This is a genomic window from Campylobacter vicugnae (genome assembly GCF_002139875.1).
GTDB lineage: Bacteria > Campylobacterota > Campylobacteria > Campylobacterales > Campylobacteraceae > Campylobacter > Campylobacter vicugnae.
The window spans coordinates 785,084-803,991 of record NZ_CP018793.1 but is presented as its reverse complement, the minus strand read 5'-3'; the positions used below and the strand labels follow the sequence as shown (position 1 = coordinate 803,991).

The window sequence follows — 18,908 nt, the reverse complement described above, 5'->3', positions numbered from 1 at the left end:
TATGGCTTTTAATTATGATAATTATTTAAGAACAAGTAAAATGCCAACACTTTGGTGCTGGGGTTGCGGTGATGGCGTCATCTTAAAAAGTGTTATCCGTGCTATAGATGCAATGGGCTGGAATATGGATGATGTTTGTGTAGTAAGCGGTATTGGATGTAGCGGACGCTTCTCAAGCTATGTAAATTGCAATACAGTACATACAACTCACGGCCGTGCAATTGCATATGCTACAGGTATTAAGCTGGCAAATCCAGAAAAACATGTAATTGTAGTAACTGGTGATGGCGATGGCTTAGCAATCGGCGGTAATCATACAATTCATGGTTGCCGTAGAAATATAGATATTAATCATATTTTAATTAATAATTTTATCTATGGTCTTACAAACTCACAAACAAGTCCTACAACTCCACAAGGTTTTTGGACTGTTACAGCTCAATGGGGTAATATCGATCCAAACTTTGATGCTGCTAAACTAGCAACTGCTGCTGGTGCAACATTTGTTGGTCGTGAGACAGTTATTAACCCAACTAGAATTGAAAAAATGTTAATAGAAGGCTTTAAACATGAAGGTTATAGCTTCTTTGATATATTCTCTAATTGCCATATTAATCTAGGTAGAAAAAACAAAATGGGTGAAGCTACTCAAATGGTTAAATGGATAGATGATAGAACAGTATCTAAGGCTAAATTTGACACTCTTAGCGATGAAGAGAAAAAAGGTAAGTTTCCTACAGGCATACTATTTAAAGATGAAAATCGTATAGAGTATTGCAAAGCATATGCTAAAGTAAAAGAAGCAGCTCAAAATAAGACAAAAGTCAACTTTGAGGAGATAATATGAGTTTAGCAGAGTTAAGATTTGTTGGTGTTGGCGGTCAAGGTGTTATCTTAGCTGGTGAGATTCTTTCAGCAGCTAAAATTGAAGCTGGTGGATATGGCGTAAAAGCATCTACATACACATCTCAAGTACGTGGTGGTCCAACTAAGGTTGATATCATTTTAAGCGATGAAGAGATTAAGTATCCATATGCAAATGAAGGTGAAATTTGCTTTATGCTTGCAACTGCTCAAAATAGCTATGATACCTTTAAAGATGGCGTAAAAGATGGTGGTATTATAGTTGTTGAACCAAATTTGGTTAAACCTAGCGAAGCAGATAAAAAACGCTGGAAAATCTATGAAATTCCAATTATATCAATTGCAAAAGATGAAGTTGGTAATGTAATTACTCAAAGCGTTGTAGCTCTTGGTGTAGCTGTAAAATTTACAGGCGTAATGGATGAAGAGATAGTAAGAGCTAAGATGCTAAGCTCAGTTCCAGATAAGGTAAAAGAGGCAAACAATAAAGCTTATGATCTAGGACTTGCATACGCTTCTAAATGTATGCAATAACTTAATTAAACCAAAGCCAATATTTGTGGCTTTGGTATCTTATTATAACAAAATAATTAAGCAAATTTTAGACTTTACTTTGATATAATTTCTGCTTTAAATTTAAATATTAAAGGAAAAAAATGGCAAAAGTTGGCGTAGTATATGGTACAAATGCTGGCGATACAAAAGTAGTTGCAGAGTATATAGCAAAGAATTTTGATAGCGAGATAATTGATGCAAAAGAACTTACACTTGATTTTTTAAATAGCTATGATAAATTAATTTTTGCAGCTTCTACTCATGGTCATGGTGATTTACAAAAAGATTTTAAAGCTAAATTGGATATTATAGCTGAGGCTGAGTTTGGCGGTAAAACTCTAGCTTTAGTAGGTGTAGGCGGGCAGGTTAAACATCCTACGACATTTCTTGATGGTTTAGTGGAGTTTTTACCACATATTCGTGGTGTTAAACTTGTTGGTGCTACTGATATTGATGGATATGCGTTTAAAAATTCACTATCATTTATAAATGGCAAATTTATTGGTCTTGCAATTGATTATAAAAATGACAAAGATTGGCAAGCTAGAGCCGATAAATGGGTTGAATCTATTAAATCTGAATTCTAAATCTTATAAAGCTCAAAGTTAGCAATGGAAGCTTTTTTATTTGCAGAATATGTCGGTATAGCCTCAGCATCTTTGAGCGGATTTTTGTTTGGAATACGCAGAGGCTGTGACTGGCTAGGCGTATTTTTAGCAGCATTTTTAACTGCACTTGGCGGAGGATTGATTCGCGATATGATCGTGGGTCGCCCTGCATATTCTTTTACACATTATATTCCTGTTTGTATTGTATTGGCTGTTATGATTTTGGCGTTTTTACTTAAATTTCACCAAAAAGAAAGAAGTAATCTAGATAAAAAATTTATATTTATTATGACTGATGCAGTAGATGTAGTAAGCTTTTCTATTGTTGGGGCTATTGTATCTTTAGAGTTTGGGCTTAATATTTTTGGCGTGATTATGGTGGCGTTTTTTAATGGTGTTGGTGGCGGAATTATGCGTGATGTATTGCTAAATGAAGTTCCTTGGTTTTTAAAGACTGGATTATATGGAACGATTAGTATGGGCGTTGGAGCTATATACTATTTGATGCATTTAGCAGGGCTTACTAGTATTTATTGGATATTTGTTTTATTTATATTTGGTGTTACATGGCGGCTGGTAGCATATTATAGAAATTGGAATTTGCCGCAAATTCACTATAAGGATTGATTTATGCTGATGAATAATTATTTAAGAGCAGATGTAGGATTTGTGCGTGGTTATGGTGCTACTTTATGGGATGAATATGGTAAGGATTATATAGATTTTGCTAGCGGGATTGGAGTTTGTGCTTTAGGTCATAGCCATAAAGGTGTAGCAAAAATCATATCAAAACAGTCTAAAACCTTACTTCATACATCAAATTTATATAACATTACCCCGCAATCTAAATTAGCTGATAAAATTTCAAATCTACTTGGTGGAGAATATGAGCTATTTTTTGCTAATAGTGGGGCCGAAGCAAATGAATGCGCAATCAAACTAGCTAGAAAATTTGGTTATAAACAAGGTAAAAAGAGTGAAATCATCAGTCTTGCAAATTCATTTCATGGCAGAACTATTGCGACTTTAGCAATGACTGGACAAGATAAATTTCATCCAGATGATTTTGCTCCTTATCCTAATGGATTTAAATTCTATAATAGCATTGATGAAATTATTGAAAATTTAAATGAAAATACAGCTGCAGTTATAATTGAGTTAGTTCAAGGAGAAGGCGGTATAAATCCACTTGATAAAGCTAAAGTTCAAGAATTAGCTAAGATTTTAAATCAAAAAAATATTTTGCTTATTACAGATGAAGTGCAGTGCGGAGTATATCGTACAGGTGAGTTTATTACTGCTAAGCTTTATGAAATTGAACCAGATATTATCACATTTGCTAAGGGACTTGGTAATGGTGTGCCAATTGGGGCTTGTGCATCTAAAAAACCTATCTTTGCGCCTGGAGACCATGGTAGCACTTTTGGCGGTGGATTTTTAGTAACAAGTGTAGCTGAATATGTGCTTAATGAGCTTGAAAATTTAAAAAATAGTGGAAAATTAGATAAAAAAATATCTAAATTTGAAAAAAAATTAGATAAATTGGTAAAAGAAAATAGCGATATTTTTGAAAAAAGAGTCGGTCTTGGCTTAATGCAAGGTATAGTTGTTAAAGATTCAAATTTATTAAATACCATAATATTAAAAGCTTTAGAGTGTGGAGTTTTGGTATTAAGATCGGGTAGTAATACATTAAGATTTTTACCACCATTAAATTTGGATAAAAAAGAGATGAAAGAGGGATTTTCTAGATTAAAATTAGCAATTAGCAAGGCAAAAAAATGAGGCTTATAACCTATAAAAAAGATGGAATAGTAAAGCTTGGAGTATTAAGTGCAAATAATGGAGTTATAGATATTAGTACTGCTGGAATAGATAAAAAAGATATGAATGATTTAATCATTACACTAACTCAGACTGAGCGTCAAATTTTAGAAAATTTAAGCTCAAAAAGTGGCGGTGAGCCATATGAAAGTATAGAAAAGCTACCACCAATCCTATCTCCACTTCAAGATATAATCTGCTTAGGGATTAACTATATGGAACACGCCAAAGAGTCATATAGATTTAAAAAGATTGAATTTGATGGTAAAAGAGAATTTCCGGTATATTTTGGAAAAAGAGCAAACTATATCTTAGGTGATGGTGCTAAATTTCCAAGTCATAGCAATATTACGCAAACTTTAGATTATGAAGTAGAACTAGCATTAATTATAGGAAAAGATGCCTATAATGTCTCTATAAAAGATGCTTTAGAATATGTATTTGGCTATACAATTTTAAATGATATTAGTTCTCGTGATATTCAAAATCGTTATAAGCAGTGGTATTATGGCAAAAGCCTAGATGGCTCGACACTTATGGGGCCATGGATTGAGACTAATCTTGATATATCAAATTTAAAAATTTGCTCAAGAATTAATGGAGAATTGCGACAAAATGCAAATACTGCTGATATGATATTTGATGCTGCTTATGTTATAAGCGATTTAAGTGCTGGAATGACTCTAAAGGCTGGAACTATCATATCTCTTGGTACTCCAAGCGGTGTAGGGATGGGCTTTACTCCGCCAAAATATCTTAAAAAAGATGATATAGTAGAGTGCGAAATAGAAGGGATTGGTATATTAAAAAATATTGTCGGTGAATAATTTAAGCAAAATTAAACTATAATATAACAAAAAGGAAGTAAAATGGCAGATGAAGATATAAAATTAGAGAGTAAAAAGAGTCCAGTTGTACTGATAGCTATTATTGGTGTGGTTGTATTTTTGTTGATTATCGGCGTTATTGTAGTAATGCTATTGATGAGTGGTGGAGATGATAAGCAAGTAGCGCAAGCTGCTAATACACCATCAGCTCAAGTAGCTCCAAAACAGCGTTCAAATGATTTTTTTAACATTGGTCCAGTATATCCAATGGAGCAATATGTTGTAAATTTACTTAGCGAGAGTGGTACTAGATATCTAAAAACTACAATGAATCTAGAACTAAGCGAAGAGACTTTAAGTCCAGAAATAGATAAAAAACAAGCCCTAATAAGAGATATAATTATTAGAAGTTTATCTGCTAAAACGTACGAAGATGTAAGCACAGCTAAAGGAAAAGAGCGTTTAAAAGATGAATTAGTAACTAGGATTAATGAAGTATTAAGAGATGGATATATTAAAAATGTCTTTTTTACTGATTTTATAGTGCAATGATAGGCATTGATATTGTAAGTATTGATAGGATCGCTACTGCCAAGGCTAGGCACGGCGATCTTTTTTTGCGTAAATTTTTAAATGATAGTGAGATTGAACTTGCCAAAAATAATGCTACTTTGGCTGGTTTTTGGGCTGCTAAAGAGGCTATTAGTAAAGCGCTTGGTTGTGGTATCGGAGCTGAATTTGGATTTGGTGATGCTACAATTTATAAAGATAGTAAAGGAGCGCCAAAGATTCAATTTAAATTAGATACGCTTCTTAAATTTAATATTAAAAATTCTTCACTTAGCATAACTCATGATGGTGGATTTGCTATAGCTGCAGTTATTATTGAACAAAATTAAGCCAATTTAGCAAAGATAGAATTCGTAATATTAAATGTTAGTATTAAATTTTCAAATTCTTATTTTGAAAAATAAAATTTAAATTTGTAAATAGATAAAATTTTATAAAAAGCTATTTTAAATATAATTGATATCAAAATAGATTAGTGATTTATTTTAACATTATTTGAGAATATTTTTAGCAAAATTTTTATATTTTATTTTTACGCTCTTTTTATGGATTTTACAATTTTAAATCTGATTAATATGATGTTATCAGCCAATACCAGCTACTTTGAAGGCGTAAGCGATCATATCATAAGCCAGATGCAAAATATCTCAAGAATCAATGAAGGTGCTAAAAATGGAGTTAAACATTATAAAGTAGTAGCTAGGATAGATGGTCGCACTAGTGAGTGTTGCAGATCTATGAATGGGCGCATAATACCAGCTTCGCATCTAGAAGCTCAAAGCGGGGCTATCCAAAATGCCAAAAATATCGCCCAGAAAAAATCAGCTGCTATTTGGCGAAATGGTGCATTTTATGGTAAGATTTTGCCTAAGGATTTTGGACTTCCACCATATCATTTTCGCTGTCGCACGGAAGTGGTGCCTGTGTGGATTGACGAAGAAGAAGTGGGTGGAGTAGTGATGAGAAATACAAGTCCATTAAACAAAGATGAAGTAATAAAGCATATAGATAAGATTGGAGTTGAGAGAGTGCTTAGCAAGGATAACTATTATGGCAAAAATAACCACTCCTTACAACTAAACAAAAGAACTAGTAAAATTGATATAGTTAGAGCGTTAAACTCGATAAACACAGTGGCTAAAAATGCAAATAACAATTATATAAATGCCTTTAGTGATAATGGCTATTTTATAGTTTTTAACGGCGATGAGATAGTGACTTGCTTTAAGCCTAATGAGAGCAAGAAAAAATCTTTTGATTACTTTAAAAATGCTTCAAAATATGACAAAAAAGAGGTGATAAAATGGAAAATCGCAAATTTACTATAGGATATGGTGGAATAGAGTGGGATATATGTGAAAAAAACTGGGAGTATCATGATAAAAAGAGCGACAATAACCTAAATAATCTTAATAGAATAGATGATGACGGTAAAATAAGTTATATTTTTGGCATACTACCTGTTTTTGATGAAGACCTAAGCTATAAAAAGCTTAATGAAATTTGCGACTTTGAAGTATTAGGGAGCGGGCATAAATTCACTGGCACTTTCATAGATGCATTAGAGTATATAAAAGCGAATTTTAAAGGATAAAAAATGAGGCGTAAATTTATAAACTTATTTAGAAATTTATGATATCATAGCATATCAGTCTTATGAGCAAAGCCCATAAGACTATGCGTTACTAAAGTCCCCGCAAGCGGGGTACCCCTAGAAAACATAAGGAGAGCAAAGCTATGGGAGATAGAATTATCGCATTTTTTAATGGATTTGCAAAGGCCTATGATATGTTTGGTAGCGGCGATATAGACAATAAAAAGCATATAAAAATCGAAAGCGGGTTTGAAAATGTTGGTAAAGCCATGATGCAGGTTATTAAAGATGCAGATGCAAAATACGAATTAAGGGGTTAAAATGCTAAACTTAGATGTATTTAAACAAGCAAAATCATTGCAAAAGACTACAAATTCGCAGGTCGTAAAAGTAGTGTATAAAAATTATAAAGGGCTAAGCTTAGAAGTCGAACCAATTGAATTAGCCGTTATTAAAAGCTCACTAGGTCTTATGGCACAGCAACAAAATAGCTTTTTAGCAAATACAAGGGGCAAATATGGCTGCTAATGATGAGGTCATAACTCCGCAAATAGATGATGATATAAGTCATGAAGCACTAGAAAGAGTTGGCGAGGTTATATCAAAGATAGAAAAAAGCAAACAACAAACGGCTCTAGCACAGATAAAAGCCACAAGTGAGGATAATGAACGGCAGTTTGAGTTTGCTAAACTTCAAAGCGAAATTTCAAAAGATAAATGGAACAAGTCCTTTTTAGTAGGCGTTTCTGCAGCTATTGCTCTTGGTGGCACAGGACTTTATCTGCTTATTAATGGCGATACTACATTGGGGCTTGGACTTCTAAGCAACACTTTTACAGGTGTTTTTGCTTATCTTGCAGGCGTTGGTGCTAACAAATAGCCCCCATTTTTTGACTTCACACGGCATAAAGCCCGTCTTTGCGGACTAAATTTAGGTTTTTAACTGCTTTTTAATATCATTTATAAGCCTATTTTTCACTTCATTAGCTAGGGCAGATTTAGCCCTAGTAAAACCACTGCTATTTATATACCTATTTGCTGCATTTTCTAGATATGGATTTGCTTTAGTTCCTGGGTGATTTACTTTTTTACCAAAAATTTTGCCTTTAGCAGCTAGTACTTTTTTGTTTTTAGCCTTAATCATATGTGGCTTGGTGCCAAAATGGACGAATTTAGCATATGGTGCTAATTTGGTATTGCCTATAACTGCTTTTTTATGGCTGTAGCTAATTACCTTTATATCTTTTTTTAGATTGCCTGTCTTATATGGGGCTATCTCTTTTGCGTTATTTACTACTTCACTAGCTACTCTAAATATAAATCTTTTATATATGCCGTTCATATTTTTTACTCCTTAGGTCAGCAGAGCCGACCTTTGTGGCAGGGAGTTACACTCCCTTGACCCACCTAAAGCCCCACTTGCGTGGGGTACCCCATTTATGGGGACTTTAGTATTGGTTCTTAGTGGTAGCTTGCTACCACGCTAAAGAACATAAAAATAGATAAAAATAAAAAAAGGACAAAGATGAAAAAAACATAATTGAAGAGAACAATGAAAAATATACAGTAGTTACGCTAAGTGATAAAAAAGAGATAAAAATCAGACACCCAAAGGGTCGTGATGTAAGATTTTTGATGAGTGGTGGCGGGCAAAATGATAGCGATCTATTATTTAGGCTTACAAGCAATCTTACTTGCTTAAGTGAAGAGGAGCTTGAAAATTTGGACGCAAAAGATTGCACAATGCTTTTAAAAGAAGTGAGTAATTTTTTAGCATAGCCCACAGCTCTAGGGGCGTGGCTTTAATAGGTCATGCTCTACACTTTTCATATAGTGAAATTATGAGTATGGATGTGGGCGAGTATAATGAGTATTTAAAGGAAGCTATGGAAATTATCAAATCTTTAAATGCGTGTGATAAATGATAAAAAGCGATAAAACGTATTATTTGTGTGAGCAGGCAATAAATCAACAATGTATAAAAAAAGATAGATAAGCGTAGCATAAATAATAGATGAAGCAATTATGTACTCATCATTGTTTGTAAATAGCAAAACAATAAACGAAATGATGCAAAGTGCAATAAAAATTATAAATCTTTTCATAGGTAAATTATACTATAAAAGGAGATTTTTTGCAAAATGAAGTTTTAGGCATTTCAATAGGACTTGCTATAAAAGGTATAGGCGAAATATCAAAGGTTAATAGCCCTTTTGCAAATTTAAAAGCAAAGTTAGAGTTTTAAAAGGCGCTTGGCAATTTTTTGCAAGAGGCTGGGGTTATAGCTTAACGCACATAGCCCTTATTGGGCATACGATGGGCTTTGGGTATAATGAAATTTTGGATATGGAAGTAGAAGATTTTGCAGAGTTTGTGCAAATTGCTAAAGAGATGGTGTAGCGAAGTTAAAATAGGGGTACCCCACGAAGTGGGGCTTTAGGTGGGTCAAGGGAGTGTAACTCCCTGTCGCAAACGGCGACTTGTTGCCGTGCGAAGTTAAAATATATTAAAATCTATTTAAATGCTTAATCTCATAAGCAAACCAAAATTTTAAGATAGTCTTTATAATTAAGGTTATTGCCCCACCGATAATAACGCTAGCTGGAGAAGTAAGGCCAGCAAATAAAAAAGAGGATATAAGGCATACAAAAAACTGCTGGAGCGATGTCCCATTTAAAAGGTGTGCATCATTTGTCCACATAAGGATAAACCAAAAAACTGCAGTATAAATAATTGTTTCTAAAATGCTAGTTTGTGAAAGAGCGTATTTAATAAGCATATTCATCCTTGTTTTTAATAATTATAAATAAAAGGAGTTTAAAAATGGCTGAGACAACCATAGGGCTTAGTATCGCCCTTGGGGTATCTGGAGTTAATGCGATAACAAAGCTAGATAGGAGCTTTGCTAAGATTTCTGATAGTATAAGAACTACTACAGCAAATATGGATAAGCTAAATAAAAAGATTAGCAGTTTTAAAGATGCTCACCAATTAATTAAATTTTAAAAGTTACGGTATAAAATCCCTTTGAACGAAGGTTCAAAGGGTTGTAAATTAGCAAGAATATACAGTTTTAAACTCAAACGGAGTAGGGCGTTGCTCATATGGCCATACTTGAGTCTCAAATTTATAGTGTTGATAAGTCTCTATAAAGTGATCTGTCATTATAGCACTTAAGTATTTATTATCACGAATTACAGCTTCTAGACTTCCTCTTAGTGTATGAGGTAACTGCTCAATACCACGCTCTCTAATCTCATCTAATGTTAATTCAAATAGATCTTCATCCATTGGTCCTACTGGCTCAATTTTATTTTTAATACCATCAAGTCCTGCCATTAACATAGCTGCAAATGCTAGATATGGACATGCAGAACTATCTGGGAATCTAAATTCAGCTCTTACACTTTTTTCTCCTGATCCATATGGGATTCTACAACTTGCGCTTCTATTTTGGCAAGAGTATGTAAGAATACTTGGTGCTTCAAAACCAGGAATTAATCTTTTATAGCTGTTTGTACTTGGATTAGTAAATGCAGCTACGCTTCTAGCGTGTCTTAATACGCCACCGATATACCATCTAGCCATATCGCTTAGATTTGCATATGTTCCTGCTTTAAAAAATAGATTTTTACCATCTTTCCAAATACTTTGATGGACATGCATACCGCTACCATTATCACCATATAGAGGTTTTGGCATAAATGTAGCTGTTTTGCCATTTAGATGAGCTACCATTTTTACTACATATTTATAGATTTGCACATTATCAGCAGCCTCTACTAATGTACCAAATTTAACTCCAATTTCGCCTTGACCTTGAGCTACTTCGTGATGCACTACAAATGTCTCAAGACCAACTTGCTCAAGTACATTTACCATCTCAGCTCTTAAATCCACCATTGAATCAATTGGTTGAACTGGATAGTAGCCGCCTTTTGCTCTTGGGCGGTGGCCGCTATTGTAGCCATCTTGATAATCCTTAGCATCATTCCATTCGCCCTCTTCAGTATCTACTTCATACATAGCGCAGTTTTGCTTATCAATAATTCTTACATTATCAAATACAAAAAACTCATTTTCTGGGCCAAAATATGCAGTATCACCAATTCCGCTATCTTTTAGATGTTGCATAGCTTTTTTAGCTATTGAGCGTGGACATTTTTCATATAGATCATTTTTATAGATATCATATACATCGCAGATTACTATTATTGTAGTATCTGCTGTAAATGGGTCTAAAAATGCAGTCTCTACATCAGGTATAAGCATCATATCTGATTTATGTATAGGTTGCCAAGCATCGATAGAGCTACCATCAAAAGGAATTCCATTAAAAGAATCCTCATTGATTGCCTTTATATTATAAGATACGTGATGCCATGTACCTTTTAAATCAGTAAAGCGAAAATCAACAAATTTCACTTCATTTTCATCACAATATTTAAAAAATTCACTAACATTATTTACAAATCTACCCATAGGCAAACTCCTTAAAAAATTAAAATTTCAAAATTATAGCATAAAATACAAATTTTAAGTTTAAATTTATATTTAAATTACCACCATTTTAAATTTTTACCATTATTTTCTCTTGGTTTTTGTATATTGCAACTTCATTATAACCAAAGTCTTTAGCTTTTTTAATAATTTTATCCATATTTTGTCCAACTTGTTCTATAGAGTGCGCGTCGCTTGAAAGAGTAATATCAATACCCATTTGACTCATCATCTCCAAAATATCATCTCCAGGATAAATCTCACATACTGGTTTGCGAAGACCAGCACTATTTAGCTCTACTGTCATACCGCTTTTTTTAATCTCATTTAAAGCATCTTTAGCGATGATTCTTATATCTGTTTTTGGTTTATAGTTAAATACCTTAATAAGATCAATATGACCAACAATATCAAATTTGCCAAATTTTGCCATCTCTTTAATGGCGTTAAAATAATCAATATAAATTTGATCAATATCTCTATTTTTATACTCTCCAATAAACTCAGGATTATCAAATCCCCAGCCGTTTAAAAAATGCACCGACCCGATTAGATAATCAACATTAGCATTTAGCACTCTATCGTCTATAAATCCGGGTAAATAATCAACCTCGTAACCAAATAATATCTCCATTTTGTCTTTAAATTCAGCTTTTAAAATATCAATTGCCTCTTTATAATCATCCATATCTTTAAAGCTCATTCTATATTTTTGATCAAAATTCATTGGAGCATGATCACTAAATCCATAAAATTTGCACCCTTGATTAAAGGCAGCCTTGGCATAATCTATTGGAGTACCTGTTGCGTGATTGCATAGTGGAGTATGGTTGTGTAGATCTACGATCATAAAATAATCCTTAAAACATCTGAAAATTTTAGATAATTATATAAAATAAAAGATTAAAACTAAATTTTAGGATAATAAAAAAAGAAGTGGTGCGCCCTAGAGAATTCGAATCTCTGACCTTTTGAACCGCAATCAAATGCTCTATCCAGCTGAGCTAAGAGCGCACTTAAGTAAATAAGAGCTGGAATTATACATAATAATTCCTTAAAGTTAGCAAAATTTACAAACATTTTTTGAAATTTTTAATGATTATTGTAATGTAAAGCAAAATTTATCTAAATTTAGATACAATCACGCAATTACGTTCTTAAGGAGCTCTTATGACACAAGAAGAATTAGATGCTTTAATGGCTGAAGATCTAAGTGATCTAGGTAATAGCATAGATAGTATAGATAGTATTGGCTTAGAAGAGCCAAATCAAAAAGAGGATGCTGATGCAGTTATTCAAGATGGAGGCCATATAGTTACACATGATAATTATAGAGTTAGCTCAACTAGTGCATGGCCACCACCACCACCAACAGATGACCATAAAGTAGTTCATCAACTTGATGATGTTACTAAAGATTCTGAAGAAAAAGCCACTGAGATGTTTGATAAGCTAGAGACTATCAATGGATTTTGTCTAGATGCAGAAAACACATCAAATGATGCTAAAACTTGTATTGCAAGAAATATAGAGGTTTTTGAAATTTTGCATGAAAAATTTCCAAATGTTCAAACATTTGGCGAACTTTTAGAGCTTAATAAAAATCTAGACAATAAAATAGATAATATTATAAACAGTGTTCAAATGGGTCAAGATGAAGTAATGATGACAATGGATATGATGCAGTATCAAGATATACATCGTCAAAAAATCGAAAGAGTTATAAATGTAATGCGCGCCTTAAGCAAATATATGAATAGCTTATTTGAAGGTAAGATTGATGATGATAAACGCGTAGGCTCTGCTATGCATATTGAAGGAGATACAACAACTGAAGATGTTGTAAGCAATGCTGATATTGAAGCTTTAATTAATTCATTGGGTAAAAAGTGAAAAAGCCAGAACTTTTAAGCCCGGCTGGGAATTTAACTAAGCTTAAAATCGCTTTAGCATATGGAGCTGATGCAGTATATGCAAGCGTAGGTAATTTTTCTTTAAGACAAAGAAGTGCGAAGGAATTTGACCTTGAAAGTTTTGAAGAGGGAGTAAGATTAGCACACAAAAGTGGAGCTAAGTTTTACGCTACAATAAATGGCTTTCCATATAATGCACAGCTTGATAATCTTAAAAAACATATCAAAACAGTTAGCGAATTTGGAGTTGATGCTTTTATAATTGCAACTCCTGGAGTTATGAAGTTAGCCAAAGAAATTGCACCGCATATTGAGGTGCATCTTTCTACTCAAGCAAATGTTATGAACTATTTAGATGCTCAAATTTATCATGATATGGGTGCTAGTAGGATAGTAGCAGCTCGTGAAATGAGCTTAAAAGATGCTGTATTGATTAAAGAGATGATTCCAAGCCTAGAATTAGAGATATTTTGTCATGGCTCGATGTGTTTTGCATATTCAGGTAGATGCCTAGTCTCAGCAGTACAAAGTGGTAGATTAAGCAATCGTGGTAGTTGTGCAAATGATTGTAGGTTTAACTATGAATTATATGCTAAAAGTCCTGAAAATGGCGCTTTGTTTCGCCTTGAAGAAAATGAACACGGCACTCATATAATGAATTCTAAAGATTTAAATTTAAGTAAGCATATATTAAAAATCCTTCAAACTCAAGCCGTAGATAGCTTAAAAATAGAAGGTAGAACAAAAAGCGAATACTACGCAGCATGTGCTACAAAAGCTTATAGAATGGCAATTGATGATGCTATAGCTGGTAAATTTCGACCTGAAATTTATGAAGCAGAGCTAAATACGCTAAAAAATAGAGGTTTTAGCGATGGGTATTTAATTCATAAACCATATGAAAGAGATGATACTCAAAATCATAAAACTAGCATAGAAGAAGGCACTCACCAAGTCCATGCTATTAGTATCGATGGTCAAAGTTTTAAGACTAAATTTAAAATAGATACTAAACATGAATATGAGATTTTTGCTCCGGTTAATGCAGTTATTAATAGTGTTGAAAATGAACTTGGCACTATTTATAAAAGAGATGATAAATATTATGTTAAATTTAAAAAGCTACTAAGCACAAAAGGCAAGGAATTTGATGAAATTCATAGTGGAAATGAAAATGAGATTAAACTCCCTGCTAATTTACCAGAGTTTAGCTTTTTGCGTAAAGAGATTGTAGAAGGAGAGTAAATGAAATTTGTTAGTATTATAATGGGTAGCAAGAGTGATTATGAGATTGTTAGCGAAACTGCTAAAATATTAGAAGAATTTGATGTTAAATATGAGATGATTATTAGCTCAGCTCATAGAAGCCCAACTAGAACTCGCCAATATGTAGAAGATGCCGATGCTAGAGGCGCAGTAGTCTTTATCTGTGCAGCTGGTATGGCAGCCCACTTAGCAGGAGCAGTTGCAGCTTATAGCCTAAAACCAGTAATTGGCGTGCCAATGGGTGGTTCAGCAGTAAATGGCGTAGATGCGCTATATTCAACTGTTCAAATGCCAGCTGGTATGCCAGTAGCTACACTTGCAATTGGTAAAGCAGGAGCTAAAAATGCTGCATATCTAGCAATGCAAATTCTAGCTCTAAGTGATGAAAATTTGGCTTTAAAACTAAAAGAAGATAGAGAAAAACAGGCTAAATCTTTAGAAGCAGATTCTAAGAAAATAGAGGTACTCCTAGGTGGTGCTAAATGAAAACATATCTAGCCATTGATGAGTTTTGTCAGCTTGTGCATTTAAAGCGTGAGGTTGTAGATGGTATGATTCAAAGAGGTGCACTAAATACAAAAGTAGATAATGGCGTGATGTATATAGAGGCAAATGAAGGAACTATGAGTGTTGTACCTGCTAGTAATGGCGATATGGTAGTAAGTAATGAGCATTATACTTTACCTGGTGAGAGCTTTGTAGAAAAGACTATTGGAACTATCTTAAATTTACATGAGAAAGTTTTAGACGCTAAAGATGAAACTCTTGAAGCACTTAGAAATGAGAATAAATTTCTTAAAGAGGCACTTTATTCTATGCAAGAGCTATATGATGAAGATAGAAAGACGGTTGAAACGCTTACAAATCAGCTTAAATTAGCTCAAGAAGAGGTTGAGTTTCTAAAAAGAAAATATAAGCTAATGTGGAATAAAGCCATAGAGAATTTTAACGACAATAAAGGAAAATCATGACATTTAGTCAGATAATTTTAACTCTACAACAATATTGGAACGAACAAGGCTGTATTATCGTCCAGCCATATGATATGCCAGCTGGTGCTGGTACATATCATCAAGCTACTTTTTTACGCTCTTTAGGGGATAAGCCGTGGAATGTAGCATATGTAGCTCCATCTCGCCGTCCAACAGATGGTAGATATGGAGAAAATCCAAATAGACTTGGTAGTTACTATCAGTTTCAAGTAATAATGAAACCAAGCCCAAAAAATATCCAAGAGCTATATTTAAAAAGTCTTGAAAGATTAGGTCTTGATCTTAAAAAGCATGATATTAGGTTTGTAGAAGATAATTGGGAAAGCCCGACACTTGGTGCGTGGGGTCTAGGCTGGGAAGTTTGGCTAGATGGTATGGAAGTAACACAATTTACATATTTTCAGCAAGTAGGCGGAATTCCGTGTGAATTAATAAGCGCTGAAGTAACATATGGAATTGAACGCTTGGCTATGTATCTACAAGATAAAGATAGTGTTTATGATATTGTTTGGGATGATTATAATGGAAATATAGTTACCTACGGCGATGTGCATAAGCAAGGTGAATTTGAGTTTAGTAAATATAATTTTGAAATAGCTGATACTGCTAAACTTTTTGCGTGGTTTGAGTCTTACTCTAATGAGTGTAAGGCGATTTTAGAGCATGGATTAGCACTTCCAGCATATGATTATTGTATGCTTGCAGCGCATACATTTAATGTGCTTGATGCGCGTGGAGCAATTAGCGTTACGCAAAGGCAGGATTATATCCTTAAGATTAGAGAGCTGGCAAAAGGCTGCGCATTAGCTTATAAAGAGAGTTTAAAATAGGTGAAAATATCTGAAATTTATGCTATTCTTGATAGTATAGCACCATTTGAACTACAAGAGAGTTGGGATAATTCTGGACTTATAATAGGCAGTATGGGCGATGAGTTTGATAGTGTTACTTTAAGTTTGGATTTAGATAGTTTATTAGTAGCTAGGGCTAAACCTAGAACACTTTTTATAACTCATCATCCTTTAATTTTTAAAGGGTTAAAAAGCCTTGATAGCAGCAAGTATCCAGCAAATTTAATAAAAGAGATGATTAAAAAAGATATTAGCCTAATCTCTATGCATACTAATTATGATAAGATGGTTTTAAATAAATTTGTCTTAAGTGAGATTTTAGGTTATAAAAATTATGAACAAGATGGTGAATTTATACTTAAATTTGAGGTAAATAAGAGCTTTGAAGAGTTTGTAGCTGATATAAAATCTAAATTAAATTTAGTTACTATAAGAGTAGTTAAAGGGTGTGATTTTATCAAAACAGCAGCACTTTGCACTGGAAGTGGAAGCGAGTTAATTAGCAATTTAAAGGCTGATTGCTTTTTAAGTGGAGATTTTAAGTATCATACAGCACTTCAATCTTATGAAAATTCACTTAGCTTGATTGATATTAATCATTTTGAAAGTGAGCGGTATTTTGGGGAGTCTTTGGCATTAAACTTGCAAAAGTTTAAAGTTTTTGCTACAATCACGAACTCAATAAATCCATTTGAATATAGATAACCAAAGGAAATCAATGAATAAGTATCTACAACAACTTGTGAATTTATCACAAATCGACCAAAAAATCGATAATTATGCACCAAGAATTGATAGTATTAATAGAAATTTACAACTTAAAAAAGATGAAATAGTAGCTATAGATGAAAATATAGAAAAAGTTGATAATGAAATATCAGAGCTAAAAGCACAAATTGCTAATACAAATTCTCATATTAATGAGTTTAACGCTAAAATCAAAGATATTAGCAAAAAATCCTCAGCTGTAAAGAGCGAAAAAGAGATAAAAGCTCTAAATTTAGAAGAGGATCTAGCAAAAGATCAGCTTGAAGCAGCTAATGAAGAGATTGGCAGACTTGAGAGAATAATTGATAATAAAAATGAGTTAAAAGCTGAGCTTGAAGAGAAAAAAACTCAAATTCAAAATAGCCTAGATAGCCTAAATAACGAAGTAGCTGATGAGTTAAAAGCTATTGAAAATGAAAGAAGCAAGATTTATGATCAAAAAGAGAAATTGCTAGCTGATATGAATCAAAAAATACTTACATTTTATGAAAAAATTCGTAAATGGGCAAAAAATACAGCAGTTGTACCAGTAAGAAAGCAAGCTTGCTACGGTTGCTTTATGAAGATAAATGACAAGACTTACGCTCATATTATTAAAAGTGATGATATTACAACTTGCCCACATTGTGGTAGAATCCTTTATAAAGAGACTATTGAGGAGTGATTTATACTCTATTTACATGGCTTTTGCTTATTATCTCATCTCCATTTTTGTGGTTTTTGAGTTTTAGGCAAAAGTTTATCCGTAGCCTTAGGGCTAGATTTTTCTTATATCAAAATCCAAAACCTAAATTTGCTAAATATCACTTTCATGCTTGTAGCTTTGGTGAGACTTGCGCTATTGAGCCTTTAGTAAAAGAGTTAAAAGATTGTAGAGTAAGCGTGATTACTCAAACTGGATTTGATAAGGCTAAGAAATATGCAGATTGCAGATTTTTGCCTTTTGAGTGTTTTTTGCCTTTTTGGTTAAGTAGATCAGATGTTTTGATAGTTTTTGAAGCAGAGCTATGGCTAAATTTATTTAGAGTAGCTAAATCAAACGGCTCTAAAACTATACTTTTAAATGCTAGAATTAGCGATAAAAGCTATAAAAATTATCTTAGATTTAAATTTTATTATAAATGGCTTTTTAAATATGTTGATTTAGTTTTAGCACAAAGCCAGACAGATAAAGATCGTTTAACAAACCTAGGGGCTAAAAATATAAAAGTCGTAGGAAATATCAAATCAGCTAACCTACCAAAGCCATCAAAGCATTATAAAAAACCAGATAAAAGAGTGATAATAATAGCTAGCTCACACGAAAATGAAGAGAAAAATCTATTAGCCAATCTAAAGCTTAATCATAACGATCAGCTTTTTATAGTTCCGCGTCATCCTGAGAGATTTAATAGCGTTTATAATATTATTAAAGATAGTATTAAAAATATAAGCTTTGAGAGATTTAGTGATAATATGGGGTTAAATTCGCAGATTATTCTTGTAGATACTCTTGGAGAGCTGGTTAATTTATATGCAATTGCTGATATTGTCGTGCTTTGTGGTAGTTTTGAAAAGGGCATTGGAGGGCATAATCCTATAGAGGCGGCTCAATTTAAATGCAAAATTTTAAGCGGAGAGTATATCCATAATCAAAAAGATTTATATAAAGCAGTAAGCGGGATTGAGTTTTGTTCATATGAAAATGTGTGGCAAAAGATAAATTCAAATTTAAAAAGCACAAAAATTATAAATATGTGCGATATGGATAAGATAATAAAAGAGATAAAAGGATAA

The 18,908-nt window shown here is 33.2% G+C and carries 28 protein-coding genes and 1 tRNA gene; 24 read left to right on the top strand and 5 right to left on the bottom strand.

The features are described from left to right. The first annotated feature begins 1 nt into the window (after position 1). The 13 genes from CVIC12175_RS04215 to CVIC12175_RS04160 all read left to right on the top strand — a co-directional run bounded on the left by CVIC12175_RS04215 (position 2) and on the right by CVIC12175_RS04160 (position 7,722). Positions 2-847 carry a 2-oxoglutarate ferredoxin oxidoreductase subunit beta gene (locus tag CVIC12175_RS04215; protein ID WP_086246429.1) on the top strand — a complete coding sequence of 282 codons (846 nt, stop codon included), beginning with the start codon at positions 2-4 and terminating at the stop codon, positions 845-847. Next, positions 844-1,398, top strand: coding sequence for a 2-oxoacid:acceptor oxidoreductase family protein (locus CVIC12175_RS04210; RefSeq protein ID WP_086248376.1), 555 nt, complete (start codon positions 844-846; stop codon positions 1,396-1,398). Before CVIC12175_RS04215 ends, CVIC12175_RS04210 begins: the two co-directional genes overlap by 4 nt. A 122-nt stretch (positions 1,399-1,520) precedes the next feature. Next, positions 1,521-2,006 (top strand): flavodoxin domain-containing protein, encoded by a 486-nt coding sequence (locus CVIC12175_RS04205; RefSeq protein ID WP_086246431.1) that lies wholly within the window; start codon positions 1,521-1,523, stop codon positions 2,004-2,006. A gap of 24 nt (positions 2,007-2,030) precedes the next feature. Then, complete coding sequence (locus tag CVIC12175_RS04200; RefSeq protein WP_086256166.1) at positions 2,031-2,654, top strand: trimeric intracellular cation channel family protein; 624 nt, start codon at positions 2,031-2,033, stop codon at positions 2,652-2,654. Between the two features lie 3 nt (positions 2,655-2,657). Next, the gene (locus CVIC12175_RS04195; protein WP_086256645.1) at positions 2,658-3,812 is read left to right on the top strand and encodes an aminotransferase class III-fold pyridoxal phosphate-dependent enzyme; all 1,155 of its coding nucleotides are present in this window, start codon (positions 2,658-2,660) and stop codon (positions 3,810-3,812) included. Continuing rightward, positions 3,809-4,678: a fumarylacetoacetate hydrolase family protein gene (locus CVIC12175_RS04190; RefSeq protein WP_086256646.1), complete on the top strand. Its 870-nt coding sequence runs from the start codon at positions 3,809-3,811 to the stop codon at positions 4,676-4,678. Before CVIC12175_RS04195 ends, CVIC12175_RS04190 begins: the two co-directional genes overlap by 4 nt. A gap of 42 nt (positions 4,679-4,720) precedes the next feature. Continuing rightward, positions 4,721-5,230 (top strand): flagellar basal body-associated protein FliL, encoded by a 510-nt coding sequence (fliL, locus tag CVIC12175_RS04185; RefSeq protein WP_086246435.1) that lies wholly within the window; start codon positions 4,721-4,723, stop codon positions 5,228-5,230. Next, positions 5,227-5,577 (top strand): holo-ACP synthase, encoded by a 351-nt coding sequence (gene acpS, locus CVIC12175_RS04180; protein WP_086256647.1) that lies wholly within the window; start codon positions 5,227-5,229, stop codon positions 5,575-5,577. Before fliL ends, acpS begins: the two co-directional genes overlap by 4 nt. A gap of 216 nt (positions 5,578-5,793) precedes the next feature. Continuing rightward, positions 5,794-6,576, top strand: coding sequence for a hypothetical protein (locus CVIC12175_RS04175; RefSeq protein WP_086256648.1), 783 nt, complete (start codon positions 5,794-5,796; stop codon positions 6,574-6,576). Next, positions 6,552-6,842, top strand: coding sequence for a hypothetical protein (locus CVIC12175_RS04170; RefSeq protein WP_086256649.1), 291 nt, complete (start codon positions 6,552-6,554; stop codon positions 6,840-6,842). Before CVIC12175_RS04175 ends, CVIC12175_RS04170 begins: the two co-directional genes overlap by 25 nt. Positions 6,843-6,985: 143 nt before the next feature. After that, positions 6,986-7,162 carry a hypothetical protein gene (locus CVIC12175_RS08540; protein ID WP_180380641.1) on the top strand — a complete coding sequence of 59 codons (177 nt, stop codon included), beginning with the start codon at positions 6,986-6,988 and terminating at the stop codon, positions 7,160-7,162. A gap of 1 nt (position 7,163) precedes the next feature. Next, on the top strand, positions 7,164-7,370 hold the full coding sequence (locus CVIC12175_RS04165; protein ID WP_086256650.1) for a hypothetical protein: 207 nt from the start codon (positions 7,164-7,166) through the stop codon (positions 7,368-7,370). After that, positions 7,360-7,722, top strand: a complete 363-nt coding sequence (locus CVIC12175_RS04160) for a hypothetical protein (protein WP_086256651.1) — start codon at positions 7,360-7,362, stop codon at positions 7,720-7,722. The genes CVIC12175_RS04165 and CVIC12175_RS04160 overlap by 11 nt, the downstream gene beginning before the upstream one ends. Before the next feature lie 51 nt (positions 7,723-7,773). On the opposite strand, the gene CVIC12175_RS04155 is transcribed toward CVIC12175_RS04160, so the two are convergent. Next, positions 7,774-8,184 (bottom strand): HK97 gp10 family phage protein, encoded by a 411-nt coding sequence (locus tag CVIC12175_RS04155; RefSeq protein WP_086256652.1) that lies wholly within the window; start codon positions 8,182-8,184, stop codon positions 7,774-7,776. 194 nt (positions 8,185-8,378) lie between these two features. On the opposite strand from CVIC12175_RS04155, the gene CVIC12175_RS08660 reads away from it, so the two are divergent. Both CVIC12175_RS08660 and CVIC12175_RS08720 read left to right on the top strand, forming a co-directional pair. Beyond that, positions 8,379-8,621 (top strand): phage tail assembly protein, encoded by a 243-nt coding sequence (locus tag CVIC12175_RS08660; RefSeq protein ID WP_086256653.1) that lies wholly within the window; start codon positions 8,379-8,381, stop codon positions 8,619-8,621. A gap of 17 nt (positions 8,622-8,638) precedes the next feature. Further along, the gene (locus CVIC12175_RS08720; RefSeq protein ID WP_257789263.1) at positions 8,639-8,767 is read left to right on the top strand and encodes a hypothetical protein; all 129 of its coding nucleotides are present in this window, start codon (positions 8,639-8,641) and stop codon (positions 8,765-8,767) included. A 581-nt stretch (positions 8,768-9,348) separates the two neighbouring features. Here CVIC12175_RS08720 and CVIC12175_RS04145 read toward each other — a convergent pair. Next, on the bottom strand, positions 9,349-9,621 hold the full coding sequence (locus CVIC12175_RS04145; RefSeq protein ID WP_086256654.1) for a hypothetical protein: 273 nt from the start codon (positions 9,619-9,621) through the stop codon (positions 9,349-9,351). Positions 9,622-9,665: 44 nt separating this feature from the next. Here CVIC12175_RS04145 and CVIC12175_RS04140 point away from each other — a divergent pair, with 44 nt between their 5' ends. Further along, positions 9,666-9,848, top strand: coding sequence for a hypothetical protein (locus CVIC12175_RS04140; protein WP_086256655.1), 183 nt, complete (start codon positions 9,666-9,668; stop codon positions 9,846-9,848). Positions 9,849-9,896: 48 nt separating this feature from the next. On the opposite strand, the gene glnA is transcribed toward CVIC12175_RS04140, so the two are convergent. The 3 genes from glnA to CVIC12175_RS04125 form a co-directional block, all read right to left on the bottom strand. Beyond that, on the bottom strand, positions 9,897-11,324 hold the full coding sequence (glnA, locus tag CVIC12175_RS04135) for a type I glutamate--ammonia ligase (RefSeq protein WP_086246448.1): 1,428 nt from the start codon (positions 11,322-11,324) through the stop codon (positions 9,897-9,899). 88 nt (positions 11,325-11,412) lie between these two features. Continuing rightward, complete coding sequence (locus CVIC12175_RS04130; protein ID WP_086256656.1) at positions 11,413-12,192, bottom strand: histidinol-phosphatase; 780 nt, start codon at positions 12,190-12,192, stop codon at positions 11,413-11,415. An 87-nt stretch (positions 12,193-12,279) separates the two neighbouring features. Further along, a tRNA-Arg gene (locus CVIC12175_RS04125) sits at positions 12,280-12,356 on the bottom strand. 156 nt (positions 12,357-12,512) lie between these two features. Between CVIC12175_RS04125 and CVIC12175_RS04120 the strand changes: the two genes are divergently transcribed. From CVIC12175_RS04120 to waaA, 8 genes are read left to right on the top strand one after another with little or no spacing between them, the layout of a single operon-like run. Then, positions 12,513-13,235, top strand: coding sequence for a chemotaxis protein (locus tag CVIC12175_RS04120; protein ID WP_086248361.1), 723 nt, complete (start codon positions 12,513-12,515; stop codon positions 13,233-13,235). Next, positions 13,232-14,500 (top strand): peptidase U32 family protein, encoded by a 1,269-nt coding sequence (locus CVIC12175_RS04115; RefSeq protein WP_086255232.1) that lies wholly within the window; start codon positions 13,232-13,234, stop codon positions 14,498-14,500. The genes CVIC12175_RS04120 and CVIC12175_RS04115 overlap by 4 nt, the downstream gene beginning before the upstream one ends. Then, positions 14,501-15,007: a 5-(carboxyamino)imidazole ribonucleotide mutase gene (gene purE, locus CVIC12175_RS04110; protein WP_086248360.1), complete on the top strand. Its 507-nt coding sequence runs from the start codon at positions 14,501-14,503 to the stop codon at positions 15,005-15,007. It abuts the gene before it with no gap. Then, a complete protein-coding gene (locus CVIC12175_RS04105; RefSeq protein ID WP_086246453.1) occupies positions 15,004-15,492 on the top strand; it encodes a DUF3972 domain-containing protein in 489 nt (162 codons plus the stop codon). Before purE ends, CVIC12175_RS04105 begins: the two co-directional genes overlap by 4 nt. Next, positions 15,489-16,343, top strand: coding sequence for a glycine--tRNA ligase subunit alpha (gene glyQ / locus CVIC12175_RS04100; protein WP_086256657.1), 855 nt, complete (start codon positions 15,489-15,491; stop codon positions 16,341-16,343). Before CVIC12175_RS04105 ends, glyQ begins: the two co-directional genes overlap by 4 nt. After that, entirely contained in the window at positions 16,344-17,069 is a 726-nt protein-coding gene (locus tag CVIC12175_RS04095; protein WP_086256658.1) for a Nif3-like dinuclear metal center hexameric protein, read from the top strand. A gap of 13 nt (positions 17,070-17,082) precedes the next feature. Next, a complete protein-coding gene (locus CVIC12175_RS04090; RefSeq protein ID WP_086256659.1) occupies positions 17,083-17,796 on the top strand; it encodes a zinc ribbon domain-containing protein in 714 nt (237 codons plus the stop codon). Continuing rightward, positions 17,793-18,908: a lipid IV(A) 3-deoxy-D-manno-octulosonic acid transferase gene (gene waaA / locus CVIC12175_RS04085; protein ID WP_086256660.1), complete on the top strand. Its 1,116-nt coding sequence runs from the start codon at positions 17,793-17,795 to the stop codon at positions 18,906-18,908. Before CVIC12175_RS04090 ends, waaA begins: the two co-directional genes overlap by 4 nt.